17 protein-coding genes and 1 pseudogene are annotated in these 20779 nt (G+C 70.4%); 6 read left to right on the top strand and 12 right to left on the bottom strand.

Annotated elements, in window-relative coordinates:
* Positions 1-16: 16 nt before the first annotated feature.
* The 5 genes from ACFVBH_RS35615 to ACFVBH_RS35595 all read right to left on the bottom strand — a co-directional run bounded on the left by ACFVBH_RS35615 (position 17) and on the right by ACFVBH_RS35595 (position 4908).
* A complete protein-coding gene (locus ACFVBH_RS35615) occupies positions 17-1168 on the bottom strand; it encodes an acetyl-CoA C-acetyltransferase (protein ID WP_379008770.1) in 1152 nt (383 codons plus the stop codon).
* A gap of 120 nt (positions 1169-1288) precedes the next feature.
* Positions 1289-1897 (bottom strand): TetR/AcrR family transcriptional regulator, encoded by a 609-nt coding sequence (locus ACFVBH_RS35610; protein WP_379008572.1) that lies wholly within the window; start codon positions 1895-1897, stop codon positions 1289-1291.
* 42 nt (positions 1898-1939) lie between these two features.
* A complete protein-coding gene (locus ACFVBH_RS35605) occupies positions 1940-2692 on the bottom strand; it encodes a hypothetical protein (RefSeq protein ID WP_354989496.1) in 753 nt (250 codons plus the stop codon).
* A 180-nt stretch (positions 2693-2872) separates the two neighbouring features.
* A complete protein-coding gene (locus ACFVBH_RS35600; RefSeq protein ID WP_354989495.1) occupies positions 2873-3667 on the bottom strand; it encodes an SDR family oxidoreductase in 795 nt (264 codons plus the stop codon).
* Positions 3664-4908 (bottom strand): acyl-CoA dehydrogenase family protein, encoded by a 1245-nt coding sequence (locus tag ACFVBH_RS35595; RefSeq protein WP_379008767.1) that lies wholly within the window; start codon positions 4906-4908, stop codon positions 3664-3666. Before ACFVBH_RS35595 ends, ACFVBH_RS35600 begins: the two co-directional genes overlap by 4 nt.
* Positions 4909-4999: 91 nt before the next feature.
* Between ACFVBH_RS35595 and ACFVBH_RS35590 the strand changes: the two genes are divergently transcribed.
* The 5 genes from ACFVBH_RS35590 (at position 5000) to ACFVBH_RS35570 (ending at position 10798) form a co-directional block, all read left to right on the top strand.
* Complete coding sequence (locus ACFVBH_RS35590; RefSeq protein ID WP_379008765.1) at positions 5000-6547, top strand: FadD3 family acyl-CoA ligase; 1548 nt, start codon at positions 5000-5002, stop codon at positions 6545-6547.
* Positions 6544-7452, top strand: coding sequence for an enoyl-CoA hydratase (locus tag ACFVBH_RS35585; protein ID WP_354989494.1), 909 nt, complete (start codon positions 6544-6546; stop codon positions 7450-7452). The genes ACFVBH_RS35590 and ACFVBH_RS35585 overlap by 4 nt, the downstream gene beginning before the upstream one ends.
* On the top strand, positions 7453-8583 hold the full coding sequence (locus ACFVBH_RS35580) for an acyl-CoA dehydrogenase family protein (RefSeq protein WP_379008567.1): 1131 nt from the start codon (positions 7453-7455) through the stop codon (positions 8581-8583). It abuts the gene before it with no gap.
* 18 nt (positions 8584-8601) lie between these two features.
* Positions 8602-9627: an acyl-CoA dehydrogenase family protein gene (locus ACFVBH_RS35575; protein WP_379008565.1), complete on the top strand. Its 1026-nt coding sequence runs from the start codon at positions 8602-8604 to the stop codon at positions 9625-9627.
* 127 nt (positions 9628-9754) lie between these two features.
* Positions 9755-10798, top strand: coding sequence for an acyl-CoA dehydrogenase family protein (locus tag ACFVBH_RS35570; RefSeq protein WP_379008563.1), 1044 nt, complete (start codon positions 9755-9757; stop codon positions 10796-10798).
* Between the two features lie 61 nt (positions 10799-10859).
* Here the strand turns inward: ACFVBH_RS35570 and ACFVBH_RS35565 are convergent, their stop codons facing one another.
* The gene (locus ACFVBH_RS35565; protein WP_354989490.1) at positions 10860-12257 is read right to left on the bottom strand and encodes an amino acid permease; all 1398 of its coding nucleotides are present in this window, start codon (positions 12255-12257) and stop codon (positions 10860-10862) included.
* Positions 12258-12446: 189 nt separating this feature from the next.
* Between ACFVBH_RS35565 and ACFVBH_RS35560 the strand changes: the two genes are divergently transcribed.
* Positions 12447-13193: a DUF427 domain-containing protein gene (locus ACFVBH_RS35560; protein ID WP_379008560.1), complete on the top strand. Its 747-nt coding sequence runs from the start codon at positions 12447-12449 to the stop codon at positions 13191-13193.
* Between the two features lie 66 nt (positions 13194-13259).
* Here ACFVBH_RS35560 and ACFVBH_RS35555 read toward each other — a convergent pair.
* From ACFVBH_RS35555 to ACFVBH_RS35530, 6 genes and pseudogenes are all read right to left on the bottom strand, one after another.
* A pseudogene (locus ACFVBH_RS35555) lies at positions 13260-13391 on the bottom strand (type II toxin-antitoxin system RelE/ParE family toxin); the annotation flags it as partial.
* 19 nt (positions 13392-13410) lie between these two features.
* Complete coding sequence (locus ACFVBH_RS35550) at positions 13411-15228, bottom strand: ABC transporter ATP-binding protein (protein ID WP_379008557.1); 1818 nt, start codon at positions 15226-15228, stop codon at positions 13411-13413.
* Complete coding sequence (locus tag ACFVBH_RS35545; RefSeq protein WP_354989487.1) at positions 15225-16154, bottom strand: ABC transporter permease subunit; 930 nt, start codon at positions 16152-16154, stop codon at positions 15225-15227. The genes ACFVBH_RS35550 and ACFVBH_RS35545 overlap by 4 nt, the downstream gene beginning before the upstream one ends.
* The gene (locus ACFVBH_RS35540; RefSeq protein WP_379008763.1) at positions 16151-17047 is read right to left on the bottom strand and encodes an ABC transporter permease; all 897 of its coding nucleotides are present in this window, start codon (positions 17045-17047) and stop codon (positions 16151-16153) included. Before ACFVBH_RS35540 ends, ACFVBH_RS35545 begins: the two co-directional genes overlap by 4 nt.
* 1343 nt (positions 17048-18390) lie before the next feature.
* On the bottom strand, positions 18391-19887 hold the full coding sequence (locus ACFVBH_RS35535) for an ABC transporter substrate-binding protein (protein WP_379008555.1): 1497 nt from the start codon (positions 19885-19887) through the stop codon (positions 18391-18393).
* A gap of 154 nt (positions 19888-20041) precedes the next feature.
* The gene (locus tag ACFVBH_RS35530; protein WP_354989484.1) at positions 20042-20779 is read right to left on the bottom strand and encodes a Sir2 family NAD-dependent protein deacetylase; all 738 of its coding nucleotides are present in this window, start codon (positions 20777-20779) and stop codon (positions 20042-20044) included.

The following is a 20779-nucleotide window of genomic DNA, read 5'->3' as shown; positions in this document are numbered from 1 at the left end:
GAACGAGCCGGGCCGATCAGCCCAGGCGCTCGATGATGGTCACGTTGGCGGTGCCGCCGCCCTCGCAGATGGTGAGCAGGCCGTAGCGCCCGTTCACCCGCTCGAGCTCGTTGAGCAGCGAGGCGAACAGCTTGGCGCCGGTCGCGCCGAGCGGGTGGCCCAGCGCGATGGCCCCGCCGTTGACGTTGACCTTGTTCGGGTCCGCGCCGGTCTCCTTGATCCAGGCCAGCACGACCGAGGCGAAGGCCTCGTTGATCTCGATGACGTCCATGTCGTCGATGGTCAGCCCGGTCTTCTCCAGCGCCCACTTGGTGGCCGGGATCGGCGCGGTGAGCATGTAGATCGGGTCGGCGCCGCGCGCACTCACGTGGTGGATGCGGGCGCGCGGGGTGAGCCCGTACTCCCGCACCGCCCAGTCCGAGGCCAGCAGCGTGGCCGCGGAGCCGTCGGAGATCTGGCTGGCGAGCGCGGCGGTGACCCGGCTGCCCTCGGCGAGCGGCTTGAGCCCGGCCATCTTCTCCATGGTGGTCTCGCGCGGGCATTCGTCGATGAAGAAGTCGCCGACCCCGACGATCTCGCGATCGAAGCGGCCGTCGACGATGGCCTTGCGGGCGCGATCGTTGCTGCGCAGCGCCCACTCCTCCATGTCCACGCGGGAGATGTCCCACTTCTCGGCGATCATGTGCGCCGAATTGAACTGCGACACTTCACCGGTGCCGTAGCGGTGGTCCCAGCCCTGCGCGCCGACGAACGGGGATTCGAAGCCGTACTGCTGGCCCGCGAGCATCGCCGAGGAGATCGGGATGGCGCTCATGTTCTGGATGCCGCCGGCCACGATGACCTCCGACGTCCCGGACATGATGGCCTGCGCGGCGAAGGTGATGGCCTGCTGCGAGGAGCCGCACTGCCGGTCCACGGTCACGCCCGGCACCGATTCCGGGTAGCCCGCGGCCAGCCAGGCCGTCCGCGCGATGTTGCCCGCCTGCGGCCCGATCGTGTCGCAGCAGCCGAACACCACGTCGTCCACGTGCACCGGGTCGATGTTGTTGCGGCCCATCAGCCCCCGCAGTGCGGCGGCGCCCAGGTCGGCGGGGTGCACGGCGGCGAGCGACCCGCCGCGCTTGCCGACGGGCGTGCGCACGGCGTCGATCACATACGCCTCCCGCATCGGCGAATACTGGCGACGGGACGGTGCAGACATTGTGAACTCCTACTGCTAACTGCGGGCTGTAATTTTTCACCGGTCGGGCACGCGGCCCGTTGCCGATCCTGGTGGGATCGAAAGCTGTTATCGGGCTTCGGGATTGGTGAGTCCGTCGAGCACGATGGTGAGGTATTGCTTGGCCAGGGCGTCGACGGTGATGCGACCGCCGGGCTGATACCAGCGCACCGAAACCCATACGGTGTCGCGCAGGAACCGGTATGCGAGTTCGATATCCATTTCCGCGCGGAAACTGCCGTCGGCCACACCATTGGCGAGCACCTGGTGCCAGAGTTCGCGGAACTCTTTGTTGTACTCGTCGATATAGCCGAATGGCGCCGCGCCGCTGAGGCGTTTGGCCTCGGCCTGGTAAATGGCGACCGCGGCGTGCCACTGATCGAAGGACTCGTACGACGCGAGCACCAGCGCCTCGAGGGTGTCGCGCGCGCCGAGCCCGGAGGCCACGATCTCGCGGTAGCGCCCGAAGAGGTCGTCGAGGAAGCCGCGCAGGATCTCGTCCACCATGGCTTCCTTCGAATCGAAGTGGTGGTAGAGACTGCCCGATAGAATCCCCGCGGCGTCGGCGATATCGCGAACCGTGGTGGCGCGCAGTCCTCGCTCGGCGAAGAGATTGGCGGCCAGGCCGAGCAGCTCGCTGCGGCGAGCAGACTTCGAGGGCTCCGAGGGTGGGGTCACGAAGCCCAATATACAACCAAGCATTTGCTTGGTCGAGGGGGGTCAGCGCACCGAATAGCGGAGCGGCGAGGAAACGGACAGATCCGCCAGCAGTCGATCGCAGATCACCACCGGTGAGATCCCCGCCCGGGACAGCCTGGCCACCAGGGCCAGCCGCCGCTCGGGACTGTCCCACTCGACGGTCAGCGGCTCACGCCCCGGCCCCGCGTCCACCGTGGCCATCACCCGCGGCGGCTGCCCGTCGGCCTCGGACTCCTCGCTGAGCTTGAGCACCATGCCGCGCTGCCAGGCCCGATAGGTCTCCATATCCGCACCGGCCACCAATTTGTCCGTGGCCGCGCACAATCCCCGCGCGATGCCGTCGGTGAACGCGATGTGGTCGAAACGCAGCCGGCGGCACTCGCGCACCACCGCGAGCAGATCGGAGCGAACCTCACACAGCAGCGCCGTCTGCCTGCGGCGGTGCAGTTCGAGCTCGGAGACGCCGTTCCTGGTCTCCGCGGTCAAACCCATGCGCCGGGCGCGTTCCCGATCGCGGATCATGTCCCGGCGCAGCGCGGCCTGTGGATCGCGGGAGATTTCTCCCTCGTCCACGGCGTGTTGTTCGAGAATCTCTGCGGCGCGCGTCGCGGTCACGCGTTCGGATTCGTGCTCGAGTAATTCCGCGCCCAGCGTGAGCGCGGCCATTATGACGTTGTCGAGTCTTCGGCGCGCGAGGACGACCTCGAGAACCAGCTCGAGTTCCAATTCGCGTACACGTTCGGTCAGTGCTTCTGGTTGGCGTTCCGGACCCATGGGTCGTGCCCTTCGACTATGCGGAACCGGCCTAAACCAGGATTACACAGCCGTACGGGGGTCGCGCCACAATATTTTTCGCCCGCTCCGCGCGCACGCGGATTTTCCGGCGACGCGGGTGCGAAATACAAAGCGGCCCGGCATGTTTCCACATACCGGGCCGTTCGAGACGGGCAATTCTCAGGCGCGCTGGCTCGAGATGGAGACGACCTCACCGGTCAGGTAGGTGGTGTAGTCGCTCGCGAGCATGGCGATGGTCGCGGCGACCTCCCACGGCTCGGCCGCGCGGCCGAACGCCTCACCGGCGGCCAGGCGGTCCAGCAGATCACCGGAGGTGACCTTGTCCAGGAAGGCGTGCCGGGCGATGGACGGCGCGACGGCGTTGATCCGTACCCCGTATTCGGCGGCCTCGACCGCGGAGCAGCGGGTCAGCGCCATGACGCCGGCCTTGGCCGCGGCGTAGTGCGCCTGCCCGTGCTGCGCGCGCCAGCCCAGCACGCTGGCGTTGTTGACGATCACGCCGCCGTGCCCCGCGTCGCGGAAGTACGCGAGCACCGCGCGGGTGGCCCGGAAGGTGCCGTTCAGCGTGATGTCGATGACCTTGTCCCACTGCTCGTCGGTCATGTCGACGACGGGGGTCTCACCGCCGAGTCCGGCGTTGTTGACCATGATGTCGATGCGGCCCAGGGCCTGCACCGCGCCCGCGATCAGCTGGTTGACCTGTTCGGTCGAGCTGACGTCGCAGGGCACGGAAGCGATTCGGCGGTCCGGGAATTCGGCCTGCAGCGCCTCGGCGGTCTCCTTCAGGCGACGCTCGTGCCAGTCGGAGACGACCACGTCGGCGCCTTCGGAGAGCAGCCGACGGGCGGTGGCCGAGCCGATGCCGGTACCGGCGGCGGCGGTCACGACCGCGACCTTGCCCGCGAGCAGGTTGTGGCCGGGGGTGATCTCGGGGGCGGTGGACAGATCGGTCACGGACGAGCCTCTCGGGGAAGTCCGAGCACCCGCTCGGAGATGATGTTGCGCTGAATCTCGTTCGAACCGCCGTAGATGGTGTCCGCGCGAGTGAACAGGAAGAGCCGTTGCCAGGCATTGAGATCGGACTTGCCGTCGTGGTCGACGGCGTCGGCGATCAGGCCGGGCGCGCCGAGCACGTCCATGGCCAGCTCGCCCAGATCACGATGCCAGTTGGCCCACAGTAGTTTGGTGACCGAGGCCGAACCGGCGGCGGTGCGGGCGTCCACGGTGGCGCCGTCGTGCCCGGATTCGAGGGTGCGCAGGACATGGGCGCGCAGCACGCGCAGCCCCACCCAGGCCCGGTCGAACCGATCGGCGATGACCGCGTCGCTCAGCACGCCGCGCTGCTGCGCCACGGCCTCGAGGTCGGCGAGTTCCCGCGCGTAGCGGATCTGCTGACCGACGGTGGAGATGCCGCGCTCGAAGGTGAGCGTGCCCATCGCGACCGCCCAGCCGTCACCGGGCTCGCCGACCACGAGATCGGCTGCGGTGCGGGCATTGTCGAAGTAGACCTCGTTGAATTCCGCGGTCCCGGTGAGCTGGATGATCGGCCGCACCTCGACGCCCGGCTGCTTCATGGGCACCAGGAGATAGGACAGGCCCTTGTGCCTGCTCGACCCCTTCTCGGTGCGCGCGACCACGAAGCACCAGTCCGACAGATGCGCCAGCGAGGTCCACACCTTCTGCCCGGTGATCGACCATTCGTCGCCGTCCAGGTGCGCGGCGGTGGTGACCGCGGCCAGGTCCGAGCCCGCGCCGGGTTCGGAGTAGCCCTGGCACCACAGTTCGGTGACATTGCGGATGCCGGGCAGGAAGCGCTGCTTCTGCTCTTCGGTGCCGAAGGCCAGCACGGTCGGGCCGAGCAGTTCCTCGCCGAGGTGCGACACGCGGCTGGGTGCGTCGGCCTTGGCGTATTCCTCGTGGAAGATGACCTGCTGGGCCAGGGTGGCATCGCGGCCGCCCCATTCCTTGGGCCAGCCGAGGCAGGTGAGTCCGGCGGCGGCCAGGGCGCGGTCCCATTCGAGACGCTCCTCGAAGGCCTCGTGCTCGCGCCCGGGACCACCCAGACCGCGCAGTTCACGGAACTGTCCGTTCAGGTTCTCGGCCAGCCATTCCCGCACCTCGGCGCGGAATTCGGCGTCCTCACGGGATTCACGGCCAACCGTGATCCCGCTGGCCGGTTCGGGGGTCTGGATCATGCTCACCAACGTAGAGTAACCTACCAAGCACTTGCTTTGTTAGACCCATTCCCGGACGTTCGGAGCCCCCGTGACATCCCCACCGCAGACCGTGTCCGCGCTGCCCCAGACCACTCCCCTGGCGCTGCACGCCGCAGCGCAGGCGTACGGTTCCGCACCCGCCGTCACCGACGGTTCTGTGCGGCTGAGCTGGGCGCAACTGCTCGACTCGGTCCGTGAGACCGCCCGCGTGCTCATCGCGCAGGGCGTCGAGCGCGGCGACCGGATCGGCATCTGGGCTCCCAACACCCATCACTGGATCACCGCCGTACTGGCCACCCACTACGTGGGCGCGGTCATCGTGCCGCTCAACACGCGGTACGTGGCCGACGAGGCCGCCGACGTGCTGAGCCGGGTCCGGGCCAAGGCACTGTTCATCGTCGGGGAATTCCTGGGCCGCGACCGCCTGGCCGAATTGCGCGCCGACGCACCCGAACTCACCATCGACACCGTCATCGTCATTCCCGGTGACCGGGACGCCGCGGTCGAGAACGCCATCGCCTGGGCCGAATTGCCGAAGCTGGCCGAGGCCGTCACCCTCGGCGACGCCATCGCGCGCGCGGAATCGGTACTGCCCGACGACGTCTCGGACATCCTGTTCACCTCCGGCACCACCGGCCGCAGCAAGGGCGTGCTCATTCCGCACACCCGCGCGCTCACCAGCGCCCGCGCCTGGGCCGACTGCGCGACCCTGAACCAGCAGGACCGGTACCTGGTGGTGCCGCCCTTCTTCCACAGCTTCGGCTACAAGGCGGGCATTCTCGCCTCGCTGGTCACCGGCGCGAGCATCGTCCCGCAGGCCACCTTCGACGTGCCCGAGACCATGCGGCTCATCGCCGCCGAGCGGATCACGGTGCTGACCGGGCCGCCGACCATCTTCCAGACCATCCTCGAACATCCGGCCCGGGCCACCGCGGACCTGTCGACGCTGCGGGTCGCGGTCACCGGCGCGGCGACCGTGCCGGTCGTGCTCATCGAGCGCATGCGCGACGAACTGGACTTCGACGTGGTGCTGACCGCGTACGGGCAGACCGAATCCGGCGGTTTCGGCACCATGTGCCGCCCCGAGGATTCGGCCGAGACCATCGCCAACACCTGCGGCCGGGCCATCGACGGCTTCGAGATCAAACTGGCCGACAACGGTGAACTGCTGCTGCGCAGCTCGCAGATCATGCTCGGCTACCTGGAGGATCCGCAGGCCACCGCGGACACCATCGACAACGACGGCTGGCTGCACACCGGCGACGTCGCGGTGATCGACGAGCGCGGCTACATGAAGGTCACCGACCGGCTCAAGGACATGTACATCTCCGGCGGCTTCAACGTCTATCCCGCCGAGGTGGAACAGGCCATGGCGCGCCTGGCCGGGGTCGCCGAGACCGCGGTCATCGGCGTGCCGGACGAGCGCATGGGCGAGGTCGGCAAGGTGTACGTCGTCCGCAAGCCCGGCGCCGAGCTGACCGCCGACGACGTTCTCGCGCATGCCAAGACGCTGCTGGCCAATTTCAAGGTGCCGCGGTTCGTGGAGTTCCGCGATCAGCTGCCCTACAGCGCCGCCGGCAAGGTACTCAAGCGGCAACTACGTGAGGAGAAGGCGTGAGCGCCACCGACTCGGCACCGGGGCCCATCCCCGACGAGGGCGAGGTCGTCCTCTACGAGAAGCGCGGGCCGATCGCGGTCGTCACGCTGAACCGGCCGGACTACCGCAATGCCCAGAACTCCGTGATGACCTACGCCCTGGACGCCGCCTTCGTGCGCGCGGTCGAGGACGCCGAGGTCAAGGTGATCGTGCTGGCCGGCGCCGGAAAGCATTTCAGCGCGGGGCACGACATCGGCACCCCGGGCCGCGATCATCACGTCAAGTACGAGAACCAGGCCGCGCTGTGGTGGGACCACACCGAACGGCCCGGCGGCGATCAGCGCTTCGCCCGCGAGACCGAGGTCTACCTCGGCATGTGCCGGCGCTGGCGCGAGATCCCCAAGCCGACCATCGCCATGGTGCAGGGCGCGTGCATCGCGGGCGCGCTCATGCTGGCCTGGTCCTGCGACATGATCGTGGCCTCGGACGACGCGTTCTTCTCCGATCCGGTGGTGCGCATGGGCATTCCGGGCGTGGAGTACTTCGCGCATCCGTGGATGCTCGGGCCGCGCCGCGCCAAGGAGATCCTGTTCACCGGTGACCGTTTCTCCGCCGCGCAGGCGTACGAGTGGGGCATGGTGAATCGCGTCGTCGAGCGCGCGAATCTGGAGACCGAGACGTTCGCGCTCGCCGAGAAGATCTCGGCCATGCCGCAATTCGGATTGGCGCTGACCAAGAAGGCCGTCAATCAGTGCGAGGACCTCATGGGCATGCGCGCGGGCATGGATTCGGTCTTCGGGCTGCACCATTTCGCGCACGCCCACAATGCCGAGGTCGGAGCGGATTCGCTCGGCGGCATGAATGCCAAGTCTATGAAGAACACCGCGACGGCCACGGCCGACGCGGAGAGGAACGGGGCGAAGTAAGTGGATCTCGAATTCGACGCCAAGACAGCGGCTTTCCGGCAGGAGGTCCGGGAATTCCTGGCCGCCAACGTGCCCGCCGCTCCCCTGCCGTCCATGGACACCGCGGCGGGCTTCGAGGCGCACCGCGAGTGGGAGGGCAAACTGGCCGACGCCCGGCTCTCCTGCGTGGCCTGGCCCGCCGAATACGGCGGCCGCGACGCCTCGCTGATCGAATGGGTGGTGTTCGAGGAGGAGTACTACGCCTCCGGCGCACCGGGACGGGTCTCGCAGAACGGCATCTTCCTGCTGGCCCCGACGCTGTTCGAGCACGGCTCGCCCGAGCAACTGGCCCGCATCCTGCCGAGAATGGCTCGCGCGGAGGATATCTGGGCGCAGGCGTGGTCCGAGCCCGAGGCCGGCAGCGACCTGGCGGGCATCCGCTCGAGCGCCAAGCGCACCGAGGGCGGCTGGATCCTCAACGGCCAGAAGACCTGGAGCTCGCGCGCCTCGTACGCGGATTGGGGCTTCGGGCTCTTCCGCAGCGACCCGGAGGCCCAGCGGCACAAGGGTTTGACGTACCTGATGTTCCCGCTGACGGCCGAGGGCGTCACCGTGCGCCCGATCCCGCAGCTGGACGGCGAGCCCGGGTTCGCGGAGATCTTCCTGGACAACGTGTTCGTGCCGGATGCCGATGTCATCGGTGAGGCCAACAACGGCTGGAAGGTCGCCATGGCGACCTCGAGCAACGAGCGCGGGCTGTCGCTGCGCGCGCCCGGCCGCTTCAACGCCACCGCCGCCAAGCTCATCGAGCTGTGGCGCACGACCGCCGACGAGTCCGACACCGCCGTGCGCAACAGCGTCGTGGACGCGTGGGTCGGGGCCGAGGCGTACCGCCTGAACACCTGGGCCACCGTCACCCGGCTCGCCGACGGCGGTCAGCTGGGCGCGGAATCCTCGGTGAACAAGGTGTTCTGGTCCGATCTGGACATCGCCATGCACGAGACCGCACTGGACATCCGCGGGGCCGCCGCCGAGCAGGAATCGGAGTGGACCGACGGCTATCTCTTCGCGCTGGCCGGCCCGATCTACGCGGGCACCAACGAGATCCAGCGAAACATCATCGCCGAACGCCTGCTCGGCCTGCCGCGCTAGAACCACGGAGAAACCGACATGCGCTTCGCATTGACCGCAGAACAGATCGATTTCGCCGCCAGCCTGCGCAAGATGGGCGAGGCCGCCAAGACCCCCGCCGTCGTGCGCGCGTGGGGCGAGGGTGAGCACGCCGCCGGGCTCGCGCTGATCCGGCAGCTGGCCGAGGCCGGCGCGCTCGGGCTGACCGTCACCGAGGAGAACGGCGGCTTCGGCGCCGGGCCGGTGGAGCTCATCGTGGCCTTCACCGAGATCGGCCGGGCCGCCGTGCCCGGTCCGCTGATCGAGACCGCCGCCGCGATTCCCGCACTGCTGCAGGCGCTTCCGGACGTCGGACCCGCCTCGGAATGGCTGCCGGACTTCGCCGAGGGGTCCAAGCTGGGCACCCTCGCCCTGCCCGATCAGGGCGCGGCCGTGGCGCTGGACGCCGATGTCGCCGACCTGCGGCTGGTCGCCTCGGGTGACCGGATCGTGCTGGCGAGCGCGGGCGAGATCGTCCGCTCGGTGGACGCCGCGCGCCGGCTGTTCCCGCTGACCGGGGACGACGTGCTCGCCGAGGGCGACGGGGTGGCCGCGGCCATCGAACTCGCCTTCGACACCGGCGCGCTCGCCGCGGCCGCGCAGCTGCTCGGCGCGGGCCGGGCCCTGCTGGACACCAGCGTCGAGTACGTGAAGCAGCGCCAGCAGTTCGGCAAGCCGATCGGGCAGTACCAGGCCATCAAGCATCACCTGGCCAACGTCATGATCGGCCTCGAGATGGCGCAGCCGCTGCTCTACCGGGCCGCGCTGACCCTGCAGGACGGGGCCGAGGCCGGCATCCGCGCCCGCGACATCTCCGCCGCCAAGCTGGCCGCCGGGGAAGCGGCGTACCAGGCCGCGCGGATCGGGCTGCAGGTGCACGGCGCGATCGGCTACACCGCCGAATGCGATCTGTCGCTGTGGCTGACCAAGGTCAACGCGCTGCGTTCGGCCTGGGGCACGCCGGATCTGCACCGCGCCCGCATCGCCGCCGCGCTGCGCGCCGGCTCCCCCGAAGCCGCCGCGTGAGTCCGCGCGGCGGGAACGGTCCGGCGCCGCAGGCGGTTTCGGCCGTGGCCGCCGGAGCTCGACCGCCGCGCGCACACCGCCACGGCAGCACAGTCATCACCTACCTGGACAGGATCGGAGCCGACGCATGAGCATCACGGCTGAGCAGCAAGAACTCGTCACGACCGTGCGCGCGGTGCTGGCCAAGCACGGGGACAGCGCGGCTATGCGGCGCGGGCTGGACGCCGAGCGCGGATACGACGAGCAGCTCTGGAAACTGCTGTGCGAGCAGGTCGGCGTCGCGGCGCTGGCGATTCCGGAGGAGTTCGGCGGCGTCGGCGTCGGACTGGTCGAAGCGCTGCTGGTGGTCGAGGAGCTGGGCCGGACCCTGGCCGCACCGCCCATGCTCGGCTCGGCGGTGCTGGGCGTGCAGGCCCTGCTGCTGGCGGGCAACGCCGAGGCCAACGAGCGGCTGCTGCCCGAGGTGGCCGAGGGTGCGCGCACCCTGGCGCTGTGCTGGGCCGGGACCACCGGCTGGGACTCGTTCGGCGTCCGCGCCGAGGGCGAAACCCTCACCGGTACAGCGCATTACGTCCTGGACGGCTCGCACGCGCAGTCGCTGCTGGTGCTGACCGCCGAGGGGCTGTTCGAGGTCGACGACGACGCGGCGGGCATCACCCGCACCTCCGTTCCGACCATGGACCCCACCCGGCGGCTGACCACCGTCAAGTTCGCGGGCGTGCCCGCGACGCTGCTGGGCGCGGTCGACGTCGCGCGACTGCGCGACATCGCCTGGGCCGCGGTCACCGCCGAGCAGCTCGGCGCGGCCGAGCGGTGCCTGGACATGACCGTGGAGTACAGCAAATCCCGCGTGCAGTTCGGCCGCCCGATCGGCAGCTTCCAGGCGCTCAAGCACCGCATGGCCGACATGTACGTCCTGGTGGAGTCCACCCGATCCGTTGCCTACCTGGCGATTTCGGGCCTGGCAACCGGCACGGCCGACCCCGTCGACGTCGCCGCGGCCCGCCTGCACGCGACCACGACGCTGAACTCGGTGGTCTCGGAAACCGTTCAGCTCCACGGCGGCATCGCCATCACCTGGGAGCACGACGCCCACCTGTTCTTCAAGCGGGCACACGGCGACGCCCAGCTCTTCGGCGCCCCGGCTCGTCCTCTCCCCCGTCCCGCGTAGGCACGTCGGCCGAAAAGGCCGGGGCCGCGGCGTCTTCGCCGTGGCCCCGGCCTTTCGCGGTTCAGGGGTGCAGGATCTCCACGTCGCGGGTCGGGGGCTTGCTGCCGAAGCGGGCGCGCAGCGGATAGAGGGCGGCGACCACCAGGAGGGAGGCGGTGGAGGCCAGGAGCTGGTTGCGCTGTTCGGGCACGCGGGCCATGGCGACGAAGACCGCGACGATCGCGATGATCACCAGCCAGCTCAGGTAGGGGTAGCCCCACATGCGGTAGGTCAGGGCCGAGGGATCCTCGCGGCGCAGGCGGGCGCGCAGGCGGAGCTGGGAGATCATGATGGCCACGTAGACGTAGGCCAGGATCACGCCGATCGAGTTCAGCAGGAACGTGAACACCTGGTCCGGGGAGATATAGGACGCGATGACCGCGCCCCAGGCCGCGACCGTTCCGAGCAGCACCGCGCGGGCGGGTACGCCGCGCCGGTTCACCTTCACGAGCGCGGCGGGCGCGTCGCCGTCCCGGGTCAGCACGTAGAGCATCCGGGAGGAGACGTAGATGGCCGAGTTGAGCACCGAGAGCACGGCGGTGAGGATGACGACCTGCATGATCGTGCCCGCGGCCGGAATGCCCATGTGGTCCAGGGCGCTGACGAACGGGCTCTGCAGGATCTCGGCGTCGTTCCACGGCAGGATCGTCACCACCAGGAAGATCGAGGCCACGTAGAACAGGCCGACCCGCCACAGCACGTTGTTGGTGGCGCGGGCCACGGCCTGTCCCGGCTCCTTGGATTCGGCCGCGGCGACCGTCACGATCTCGGTGCCGCCGAAGGCGAACAGCACCACCACGATCGCGGAGAAGATCCCGCCGATGCCGTTGGGCGCGAAGCCGCCGAACGCGGTGAGGTTTCCGAAGCCGCCGTCGGAGTCCGGCCACAGGCCGAAGACCCAGGCCGCGCCGATCACGATGAACAGCACGATGGCGACGACCTTGATGGAGGCGAACCAGAATTCGAACTCGCCGAACGACTTCACCGACACCAGGTTCACGGCCGTCATGAGCACCAGCAGCCCGGCCGAGAGGGTCCATTGCGGCAGGTCGATCCAGGTGGCCAGGATCGCCGCGCCCGCCACCGCCTCCGCGCCGACCAGGATGACGTAGAGGTACCAGTAGAGCCAGCCGACGGTGAAACCGGCGAACGGGCCCATGGTCATGCGCGCGTATTCGGTGAGCGATCCGGCGACCGGGCGGGCCACGACCATTTCGCCCAGTGCCCGCATGACGCACAGGACGAGCAGACCGGCCGCGCCGTAGGAGAGGATGGCGGCCGGGCCGGCGGTTCCGATGACCGAGCCGCTGCCCACGAACAGGCCCGCGCCGACCGCGCCGCCGATGGCCAGCATGGTCATGTGGCGGCGACGCAGTCCGGTGCGCAGGCCCGCCTGCTCGGCGCCGGTCGGTTCCGACATCTGACCATCCTCCGTACAAGTTGCTCGAATGTTGCGGGCTAACCATATCGGGGCTGGTCAGGCGACAAAAATCCCGGGTCTGGTCAATCGACCAGGTCGGCTCGGCGGGCGCGGGCGGCCGCGCGGGACCGGTCCGGTCCAATTCCTTTCCGCGACTGCTCCTTCCGCGCCGGAGTACCGTCGGCGGGTATGGCAGAGACGAATACCGGGCCGATCCGCGTCGAGCCGTGCGCCAAGCGGGTGCGCGCCTATCTGGGCGGGCATCCCGTCGCCGACACCGTCGCGTCCCGGCTGGTGTGGGAGCACCCCTACTACCCGACCTACTACATTCCGGTCGCCGACCTGCGGGCCAAGCTCGAACCCACCGGGGTGACGCGCGAGCATCCGGCGCTCGGCGCGGGCACCGAGTTCGACGTCGCGGGCGACAGCGGCGTCGCGCCCGCGGCGGCCGTGCGCTATCTGGATTCCCCCGAACTCGGCGATCTGGTGCGCCTGGATTTCCCGGCCATGGACGAGTGGTTCGAGGAGGACGAGCCGATCTACGTCCACCCCCGCGATCCGTACAGCCGAGTCGACATCCTCGCCAGCTCCCGCCGCATCCGCGTGGAGCTGAACGGCGAGACGCTCGCCGATTCCCGCTCGGCCCGCATCCTCTTCGAAACCGGCCTCCCGCCCCGCTACTACCTCCCCCTGACCGACGTCCGCCAGGACCTGCTCCGCCCGTCCCCGACCAGCTCGCAGTGCCCGTACAAGGGCACCGCCGAGTACCGCCATGTCCGCCTCGGCGAAGAGGAGTTCCGCGACCTGGTCTGGCTCTACCGCACCCCCCTGCCCGAGAGCCAGAAGGTGGCCGGCCTGGCCTGCTTCTACAACGAGAAGGTCGACATCTACGTCGACGAGGTCCTGCAACCCCGCCCGAACACCCCGTTCAGCTGATGAACTCGCCGGCGATTCCTACGGGGGCGCAACGGATTTCAGCTGTCCGGCACGCAATACGTGCGGTCAGAGATCGCGGTACACGTCGCGTCTCCACCCGACCTTGATCACCAGGATGACCAGGACGTTGTCCTGCACCTGGTAGACGATTCGGAAAGAACCGACCCGCAATCGGTAGGCGTCGACGCCCGAAAGTTTGCGGCGGTCGCCGCTCGTCTCAGGACCCGGCCGGGGTCGATGCGCCGAGTAGGGCGCGGGTGACCTCGTGGGACGGGTTGGCGAAAACCGTTGGGGTGGGACCGGACTCGACCGGGCGGCCCGCGTCGATGACCAGGACCGTGTCGGTGTGGGCGGCTATCAGGGGGAGGTCGTGGGCTATCAGGACCAGGGACAGGTTGTGGCGGGCGCGGAGGGTGGAGAGCAGGTCCATGATCGACGTCGCGGTCCGGGTGTCGAGGGCGGAGGTGACCTCGTCGCAGATGAGGATGTCCGGGTCGGCGGCCAGGGCGCGGGCGATCGAGACGCGCTGGCGCTGGCCGCCGGAGAGTTCGTGCGGGTAGCGGGCCGCGAACTCCGCGCCGAGGCCGACCTGGTCGAGTAGTTCCGCGACCCGGGCGGGCACTTCGCGCCGGGGGCGTCGCCGGTGTAGCAGGACCGGGCGGCCCAGGGTCGCGGCGACCGTGCGGCTGGGGTTCAACGCGCCCAGCGGGTTCTGCGGCACCAGCTGAATCCGCCTGCGCTCCTCGCGCTTTCGCCGCGCCGATGCGGGCCGCAGTCGCCTGCCCGCGAACTCGATCACCCCGGCCCCGGCGGGCTGCAACCCCACCATCGCCCGCACCAGACTCGTCTTCCCAGCGCCCGAGGGCCCTACGATCCCCGCCGACGCGCCGGCCGCGACGACTAGGTCGATGTCTCGCACAACCTGCGCTCCGCCGGACCAGACGCGCAATCCCCGCACGACGAGCAGCGAGTCCGGCCGCGGGTCGGCCGATGCGACCGCGGGCGCTTCATCAGCGACCGCCGCATGCGACGCCACCGCATCATCGGGGGAGCCGGGCGGATCGATCGCGGGAGCGAGCACCCGGTCACCGTTCTCCGACGCCATCAGGGTCGATTCACCGGCCCCTGGCGCGATGGAATCGGTCGTCGACTGCGAATCCGGCTCTCCCGCCGGTGATTCGGCGATCTCGGCGAGTGCGCGGGCGGCGGACGGGTTCGAATCTCGGCCGGAGTTCGCCGCGCGTGCAACGACGCTCGGCGAGTGTGGCGGGGTCAGGTCGTGGACCTCGTCGGCTATGCGGGCCACGAGATCGGTGTCGTGGCAGGCGAAGACGACGGCCAGGTTGCGGTCGCGGGACAGGCGGAGCAGGAGGTCGCCGATCTCGTCGCGGAGGGCGGGATGCAGGCCGGCGGTGGGCTCGTCGAGCAGGAGCAGGTCGGGGTGGCGAGCCAGGGCGCGGGCCAGGGCCACGCGGCGTTGCTGACCGCCGGAGAGGGCGCCGGGGCGGCGGGTGGCGAAGTCGGCGTCGGCGGGTAGGCGGACCTCCCGCAGGAGGGTGGATACGGCGGTGGGATCGGGGGCGAGCTCGCGGACGAGGGTGCGCACGCGCATGCGCGGGTTGAGGCTCGAGCCCGGATCCTGGCCGACGAAAGCTATTCGGGTGCGGCGCAATTCGCGCAGCTCCTCGGGGCTCAGCGCGAAGACGTCCGAGCCGAGCACCTCGACCCGGCCCGCACGGCGCGAGGTCTCGGGCGGGAGCACCCCGAGCAGGGCGCGCAGCAGCGTGGTCTTCCCCGATCCGGACGGCCCGGTCAACGCCAGCAGCCGGCCGGGCTCGACCCGGAAACCGGCGTCGCGCACCAGGAATCGGTTCTCGCCGCCCGCGATCGACAATCCGTCCACGACCGCAACCTCACGCGAGGCACACCCGGAACCGCCCGGCGACTCGACAACGGCATCGCGACCGGCACACTCGGATTCGACCTGCGGCGCGGCCAGAACATCGCGAGCGGAGTCGTCGGATTCGATACTCACTGTGGGCTCACCGCTTTTCGTCCGGCCTGCGGCGCGAGGGCGGCCGCGGCGAGGTTCACGCTCAGTGCGAGCAGGGCGATCAGGACGCTGGGGGCCACCACCGCCCAGGGATTGAGCAGGATGCCCGGGCCGTTCTCGCGGATCATCAGGGCCCAGTCGGCGGCGGGGGGTTGCGGGCCTATCTGGAGGAACGCGGCGGTGGCGACCAGGTAGACCGCGGCGACGAAGCGCAGGCCGAACAGGGCCAGCAGGGTCGCGCGCAGATTGGGCAGCACCTCGCGTAAGACCAGATGCCACAGGCGTTCTCCGCCCGCGGCGGCCGCCTCCACGTAGCCGGACGCCGCCACCGGCGCGGCCGCGCCCGAGACCAGCCGCACCGCGTACGGCGAGCCGAGCACCACCGCGGCCGCGATGATCGCCAGCCGCCCGCCGTCCCGCCACGACATGGCGATGAGCAGCAGCCCGAGCACCGACGGCAGCAGGATCAGCATGTCCGTGGCCCGGTCGACCACCCGCCCCACTCCCGGCCGCAGCGCGCCGACCGCCCCGAGCACCGCCGCCACCGCGGTCACCAGCACCGCCGCGACCAGCGAGGAGATCACGAGATCCCGCCCGCCCGCGAGTAATCGGCTGACCACGTCGCGCCCCAGCATGTCTCCGCCCAGCGGAGCCGCCCCGCCCGCTCGCGCGTACGGCTCGGTCACCGGCGCGTCGATGGCGTGCGGCGCGAGCAACGGCCCCACCAGGGCCGCGGCTATCAGCAGCACCGCCGGTGCCAGTCGAACAACGGTGCCGAACAAACGATCTCGGCGAATCACGGAGCTCAGCCACCCGCGCCGGGTGACCCTGGCCCCGCCACCGCCGTGTCCGCTCCCGGCGGCACCTCGATCATCGCCGACGCCGCGCACCGGTTCCGACTCGTTCATCGCCGACCTCCCGAGAGCGCGTCGCGCACCAGATCCGCGGACAGCAGCACCAGGGTGATCGCCGCCCCCGCCAGCGCGGTCACCCCCGCGATCAGCGGGGCATCGCGGTCGGCGACGGCCGAGGCCAGCACCGACCCGATGCCCGGATAGTTGAACACCACTTCGACCGCCACGGCCCCGCCGAGCAGCACCCCCGTGGAGGTGGCCAGCCCCGTGACGATGGCGGGCAGCGCACCCGGCAGCACATGCCGCAGCAGCACCCGGTACGGCGAGAGCCCATCCAGCACAGCCGCTTCCACGTGCGGCTCCCGCGCCTCGTCGGCCAGCGCCGCGCGCACGATCCGCACGTTCCACCCGATCTGCGGAATCGTCAGCGCCAGCACCGGCAGCACCAGCATGTCCCAGGAGGCGGGCCGCCCGTCGGCCCCCGCGATGGTCACGGCGGGCAGCCACCCGGTCCACAGCGCGAACACCAGCACGAGCACCACCGCCACCACGAACTCCGGCAGCGCGAGCACCACCGTCGCAGCCCCGGACACGATCCGGTCCACCACTCCCCCGGCCCGCACCGCGGCCCAGCCCCCGAGCACCACCGCCCCGGCCCCCGTCAACACGAGCGCCGCCCCACCCAGCAGCAGGGTGTTGGGAAACGCCCCGCCCACCAGCTCCAACACCGGCACCCCGCGCGCGGAGACCCCCAGATCCCCCCGCACCAGCCCGGTCATCCATTCCCAGAACCGTTCCAGCACAGGCCGATCCAATCCCAGCTCCGCCCGCCGCCGCGCGACCTCCCCCGCCCCGGCCCCCCGCTCCCCGGTGGCCAGCGCCGCGTCCCCCGGCAGCAGATCCACCGCCACGAACACCATCGCAAGCAACCCCAGCAACAGAGCCACCCGCCGCGCGGCCAACGCCCCCGCGTAAGCCCCCACCCGCAAGCCCCGGGCCCACCCCCTCCGCCGAGGCCGCGCACCCCCGCTCCCCGCCCGCCCGGCCAAAACCCGAACCCCACCCCGCCCGGCCCGCACCCCCACCCGAACCACCCGCCCGAACATGTTCCCGGAGAGCCTGTTTCGCCCTCGCGCACCACCTTCGATCAGCTGATTCTCCGCCACTCCGTGCACCGCCCCGGCCTCGAGAGACCCGCCGATCGACTCCCGATCCGGCCCCATCGGACCAGATCGACCCCGTCGCCACGAACGTGATGGTCGTCGTCCGAACTCACCCCTACTCGGCTCGGCCGATCGCGCCGGGGCGACTTCCCCGCCGGCCCCCGGTGCGGCGCGATCCGCTCCCGTGTCGCCCCTGTCCGGCCCCTGTCGCTGACCGCTCAGCGACGTCACCACACCGCCCACACCACTCGGCTTCGCCTCGGCGGCATCGCCGTTCGTCACTCGGGGCAGCTCATCCGGTTCGACTCGCGCAGTGTCGTGCGCCGCGTCTTGTTCCACTTTGAGCCGCCCGACCTCGCCCCGGCGACGCCACCGACATCGCTCGGCCCTGCCCTCCCGGCCGATATCTCGCCCGTCGGGCATCCGGACTGTCATGGTTCGTGGAAGCTGCCGCACACTCGCCCACCTGGCTGAGCCTCCGAACTGCCACCTGCCGCCCCGCCTTCGCAGGGCACCGCTACCCCGAACCGCCTCACTGTGATCGACGACCGGGGCTGGCGCGGGCGGCCCGTCCGCCCGAGGTAGCCGACTCGCATCGGACCCGCCGGGCTGCGACCGCACGGCTTCGACCCCACCGCCTACCGCGTCGGCGACTGTCGCGACCGGGTCCGCCGTCTTCGGCTCGCCCCACTGCGGCGAGACCCGGGCAGCCGCCGGGCCGGTAGCCGCGATCCCGCACACATCAGTGACCGGTGCGCCTTGTCGGCGCCACCTGACGTCTACGGCACCTCGCTCGGCGGACACAACCATGGCCGCCCGGGACAGGAGAGCCTCGACCACACCCGCGGCGCGTCGCCGCCACACTGGCCCACCATGGTCGGTGGGCGGCGGCGAAAGTCCTGCTCGCGGAGGGTACGGGCCGGACCCATGCTCGCTTCGGCGCAGTCGAGCGAATGCGCCGTCACGGAACCAGAGTTCGGATCGACCACTGAAGATCGTCCCACCGGGCACGGTACGTCCGGTACGAAGCGGCTCCGGCGATCCGTCCCGATGCCGGCGGCGATGCTCGAAGCGTTTGCCGCTCAACACCTCCCGAACACGGCCGTCCGACCCCGCACCACCGGGACTCAGCGGGCCAGCCATGTTCGCTCGAGCTGGACGCGGCCGAAGCCGGGGAGGGTGGGCAGGGCCTGGACTCGGCGGTGGGCCAGGTCTATGCCGTCGGCGACGCCCCAGACTATGTAGCCGGAGCGGTCGTATTGCAGGCGTTGCAGATCGGTGAGGGCCGTGGCGCGAGCGGCGGGGTCGGGTGCGCCGACCGCGCGCTGGTAGGCGGCGTCGAACTCCGGGTCGTGCCAGGCGGCCTCGTTGCGGCTGCTGTCGGTGAGCATGATGCGGCCGGCCAGGAACAGCACCGAGTCGTTCGTGCCCCAGTAGGTGGTGTAAAGGTCGCCTTTGAGCCAGGTGTCCTCCCAGAACGACCCGGACTCCTGTTTGACCACCTCGATCCGCACACCCGCCTCGCGGACCTGGGTGGCGAACAGGGTCGCCGACTCCGCCAGTCCGGCAATGTCCTCTGTGGTGGACAGCCGATAGGTCTTACCGGTGTCGAAACCGGCTTCGGCCAGCAGCTTTTTGGCCCGGTCGAGGTCGCGGACGCGCTGCGGCAGCCCGCGGGCGAAGCCGGGATCACCGGTGCCGAGCACATCGTTGCCGACCACTCCGTACCCGGACAGGGCCTGCGCGACCATGGCCGGGCGGTCCACGGCCAGCCGCAGCGCCTCGCGCACCCGCGCGTCGGCGTACGGGCTGCCGGGAGCGGCCCGCATGACGATCGGCATCGCCATATCGTCCGTCCGCCGCAACGTCTGGATATCCTTGCGCCCCTGTGCCGTCCGCGCCGCCACCGCCCCGGCGTTCGATGCCAGGTCGATCTGCCCGGCGAGCAGCGCCGTCGCCATGGCCTGCGGGCTCTCGAAAACGCTCACCTCGACCGCGTCGAGATACGTCTCGCCGCCGTACCATTCGCGGTTGCGCACCAGTCGCGCGTTGCCGCCCCGGAACCACTCCAGCGCGAAAGGCCCGGTCCCGGGCGCGTTCTCGATGTCGGTCGTCCCCGCGGGTACCACGAAGGTGGCGAGCCGGGTCGACAGCGGCAGTTCGGCATTGGGGTAATCCGAGACGAGCACCACTGTGCCGGGCCCGTCCGCGGTGATGGACTGCGAGCGCACGCCCGGCAGCCGCGAGGGTCCCGCGGGCATGTCGCGTAATCGGCGTAGCGAGAACACCACGTCTTCGGCGGTAACCGGTTTCCCGTCATGGAATTTCGCACCGGGCGCGATGGTGAAGCGCCAGGTCCGCAGATCCGCCGACGACTGCCACGCGGTGGCCAGGCGCGCCTTGGTCAGCACTTGCCCGCCCGGCACGGTCAGGGTGTCGTAGCGCAGGCTGAGAATCAGGTAGTCGCTCTCGTTGGCCTGGGTGCCGTGCGGATCCCGGCTGATCGCGCCCGGTCGGCCGAGCGCGCCGACGCGCAGGGTGCCGCCCGGCTGCGGCGGGCCCGAGACCACCACCGGCCCATCGTCACCGGAACCGCACGCGGCGAGCATCGCCGCGAATCCCACACCCCCACCGGCTTGCAAGAGCTGACGCCTCGACAGATTCACGACGACCTCGATTCACACGCGCTGACGATCGACCACCACCGGTCTCCCGACCGGTTTTTCCCGCACGACACCTCCCTTCGAGCGCACCGGAACAGTTGCGCCGGCCCGTGGATCAGGCCGCGAGCAATTCCTCGACCAGCCGCGGCAGCGCCGCCCCGATGGGTTCGCGCACCAGTTCGGCGGCGTACGCGTCGTAGGGCGTGGGCTCGGCGTTGACGATGATCAGATCCGCGCCCGCGTCCACCGCGAGCGCGCAGACCGACGCCGCGGGCTCGACCTGGAGCGAGGTGCCGATGGCCAGGAAGATGGCACTGCCCTCGGCGATCTCGATCGCCGCGCGGATGGCCTCGGGGTCCAGTTGCTGGCCGAACATGATGATGTCGGCCTTGAGGATGCCCCCGCAGTCCGGGCAGGGCGGGTCCGGCTCCCCGGCCGCGACACGGTCCAGGGTGGCGCGCATGGTGGCCGTGAACTCGCAGTCGACGCAGACCACGTCGAACATGTTGCCGTGGATCTCGACCACCGATTCGGACCCGGCGCGCTGGTGTAGCCGATCGATGTTCTGGGTGATGATGCCGACCTCGCGCCCCGCCCCGGCCAGCCGGACGAGTGCGTCGTGCGCGGAGTTGGGCCGGGCCGCCCAGGCGGGATTGTCGCGACGGGCCCGCCAGGAACGCACGCGCAGTTCGGGGTCGGCCACGTAGTTCTGATACGTCGACAGCAGTTCGGCAATGGGATCGGACTTCCAGACCCCGCGCGGACCACGGAAATCCGGAATTCCGGAATCGGTAGAGATACCCGCTCCGGTGAGGACCCCGATCGGCCCCGTGCGCCTTCGCCAATCCGTCAT

It is taken from the genome of Nocardia sp. NPDC057668 (assembly GCF_042799795.1).
Lineage (GTDB): Bacteria > Actinomycetota > Actinomycetes > Mycobacteriales > Mycobacteriaceae > Nocardia.
Note: the sequence above shows the minus strand (reverse complement) of the source record. Positions and strands in the feature narration are given on the sequence as shown.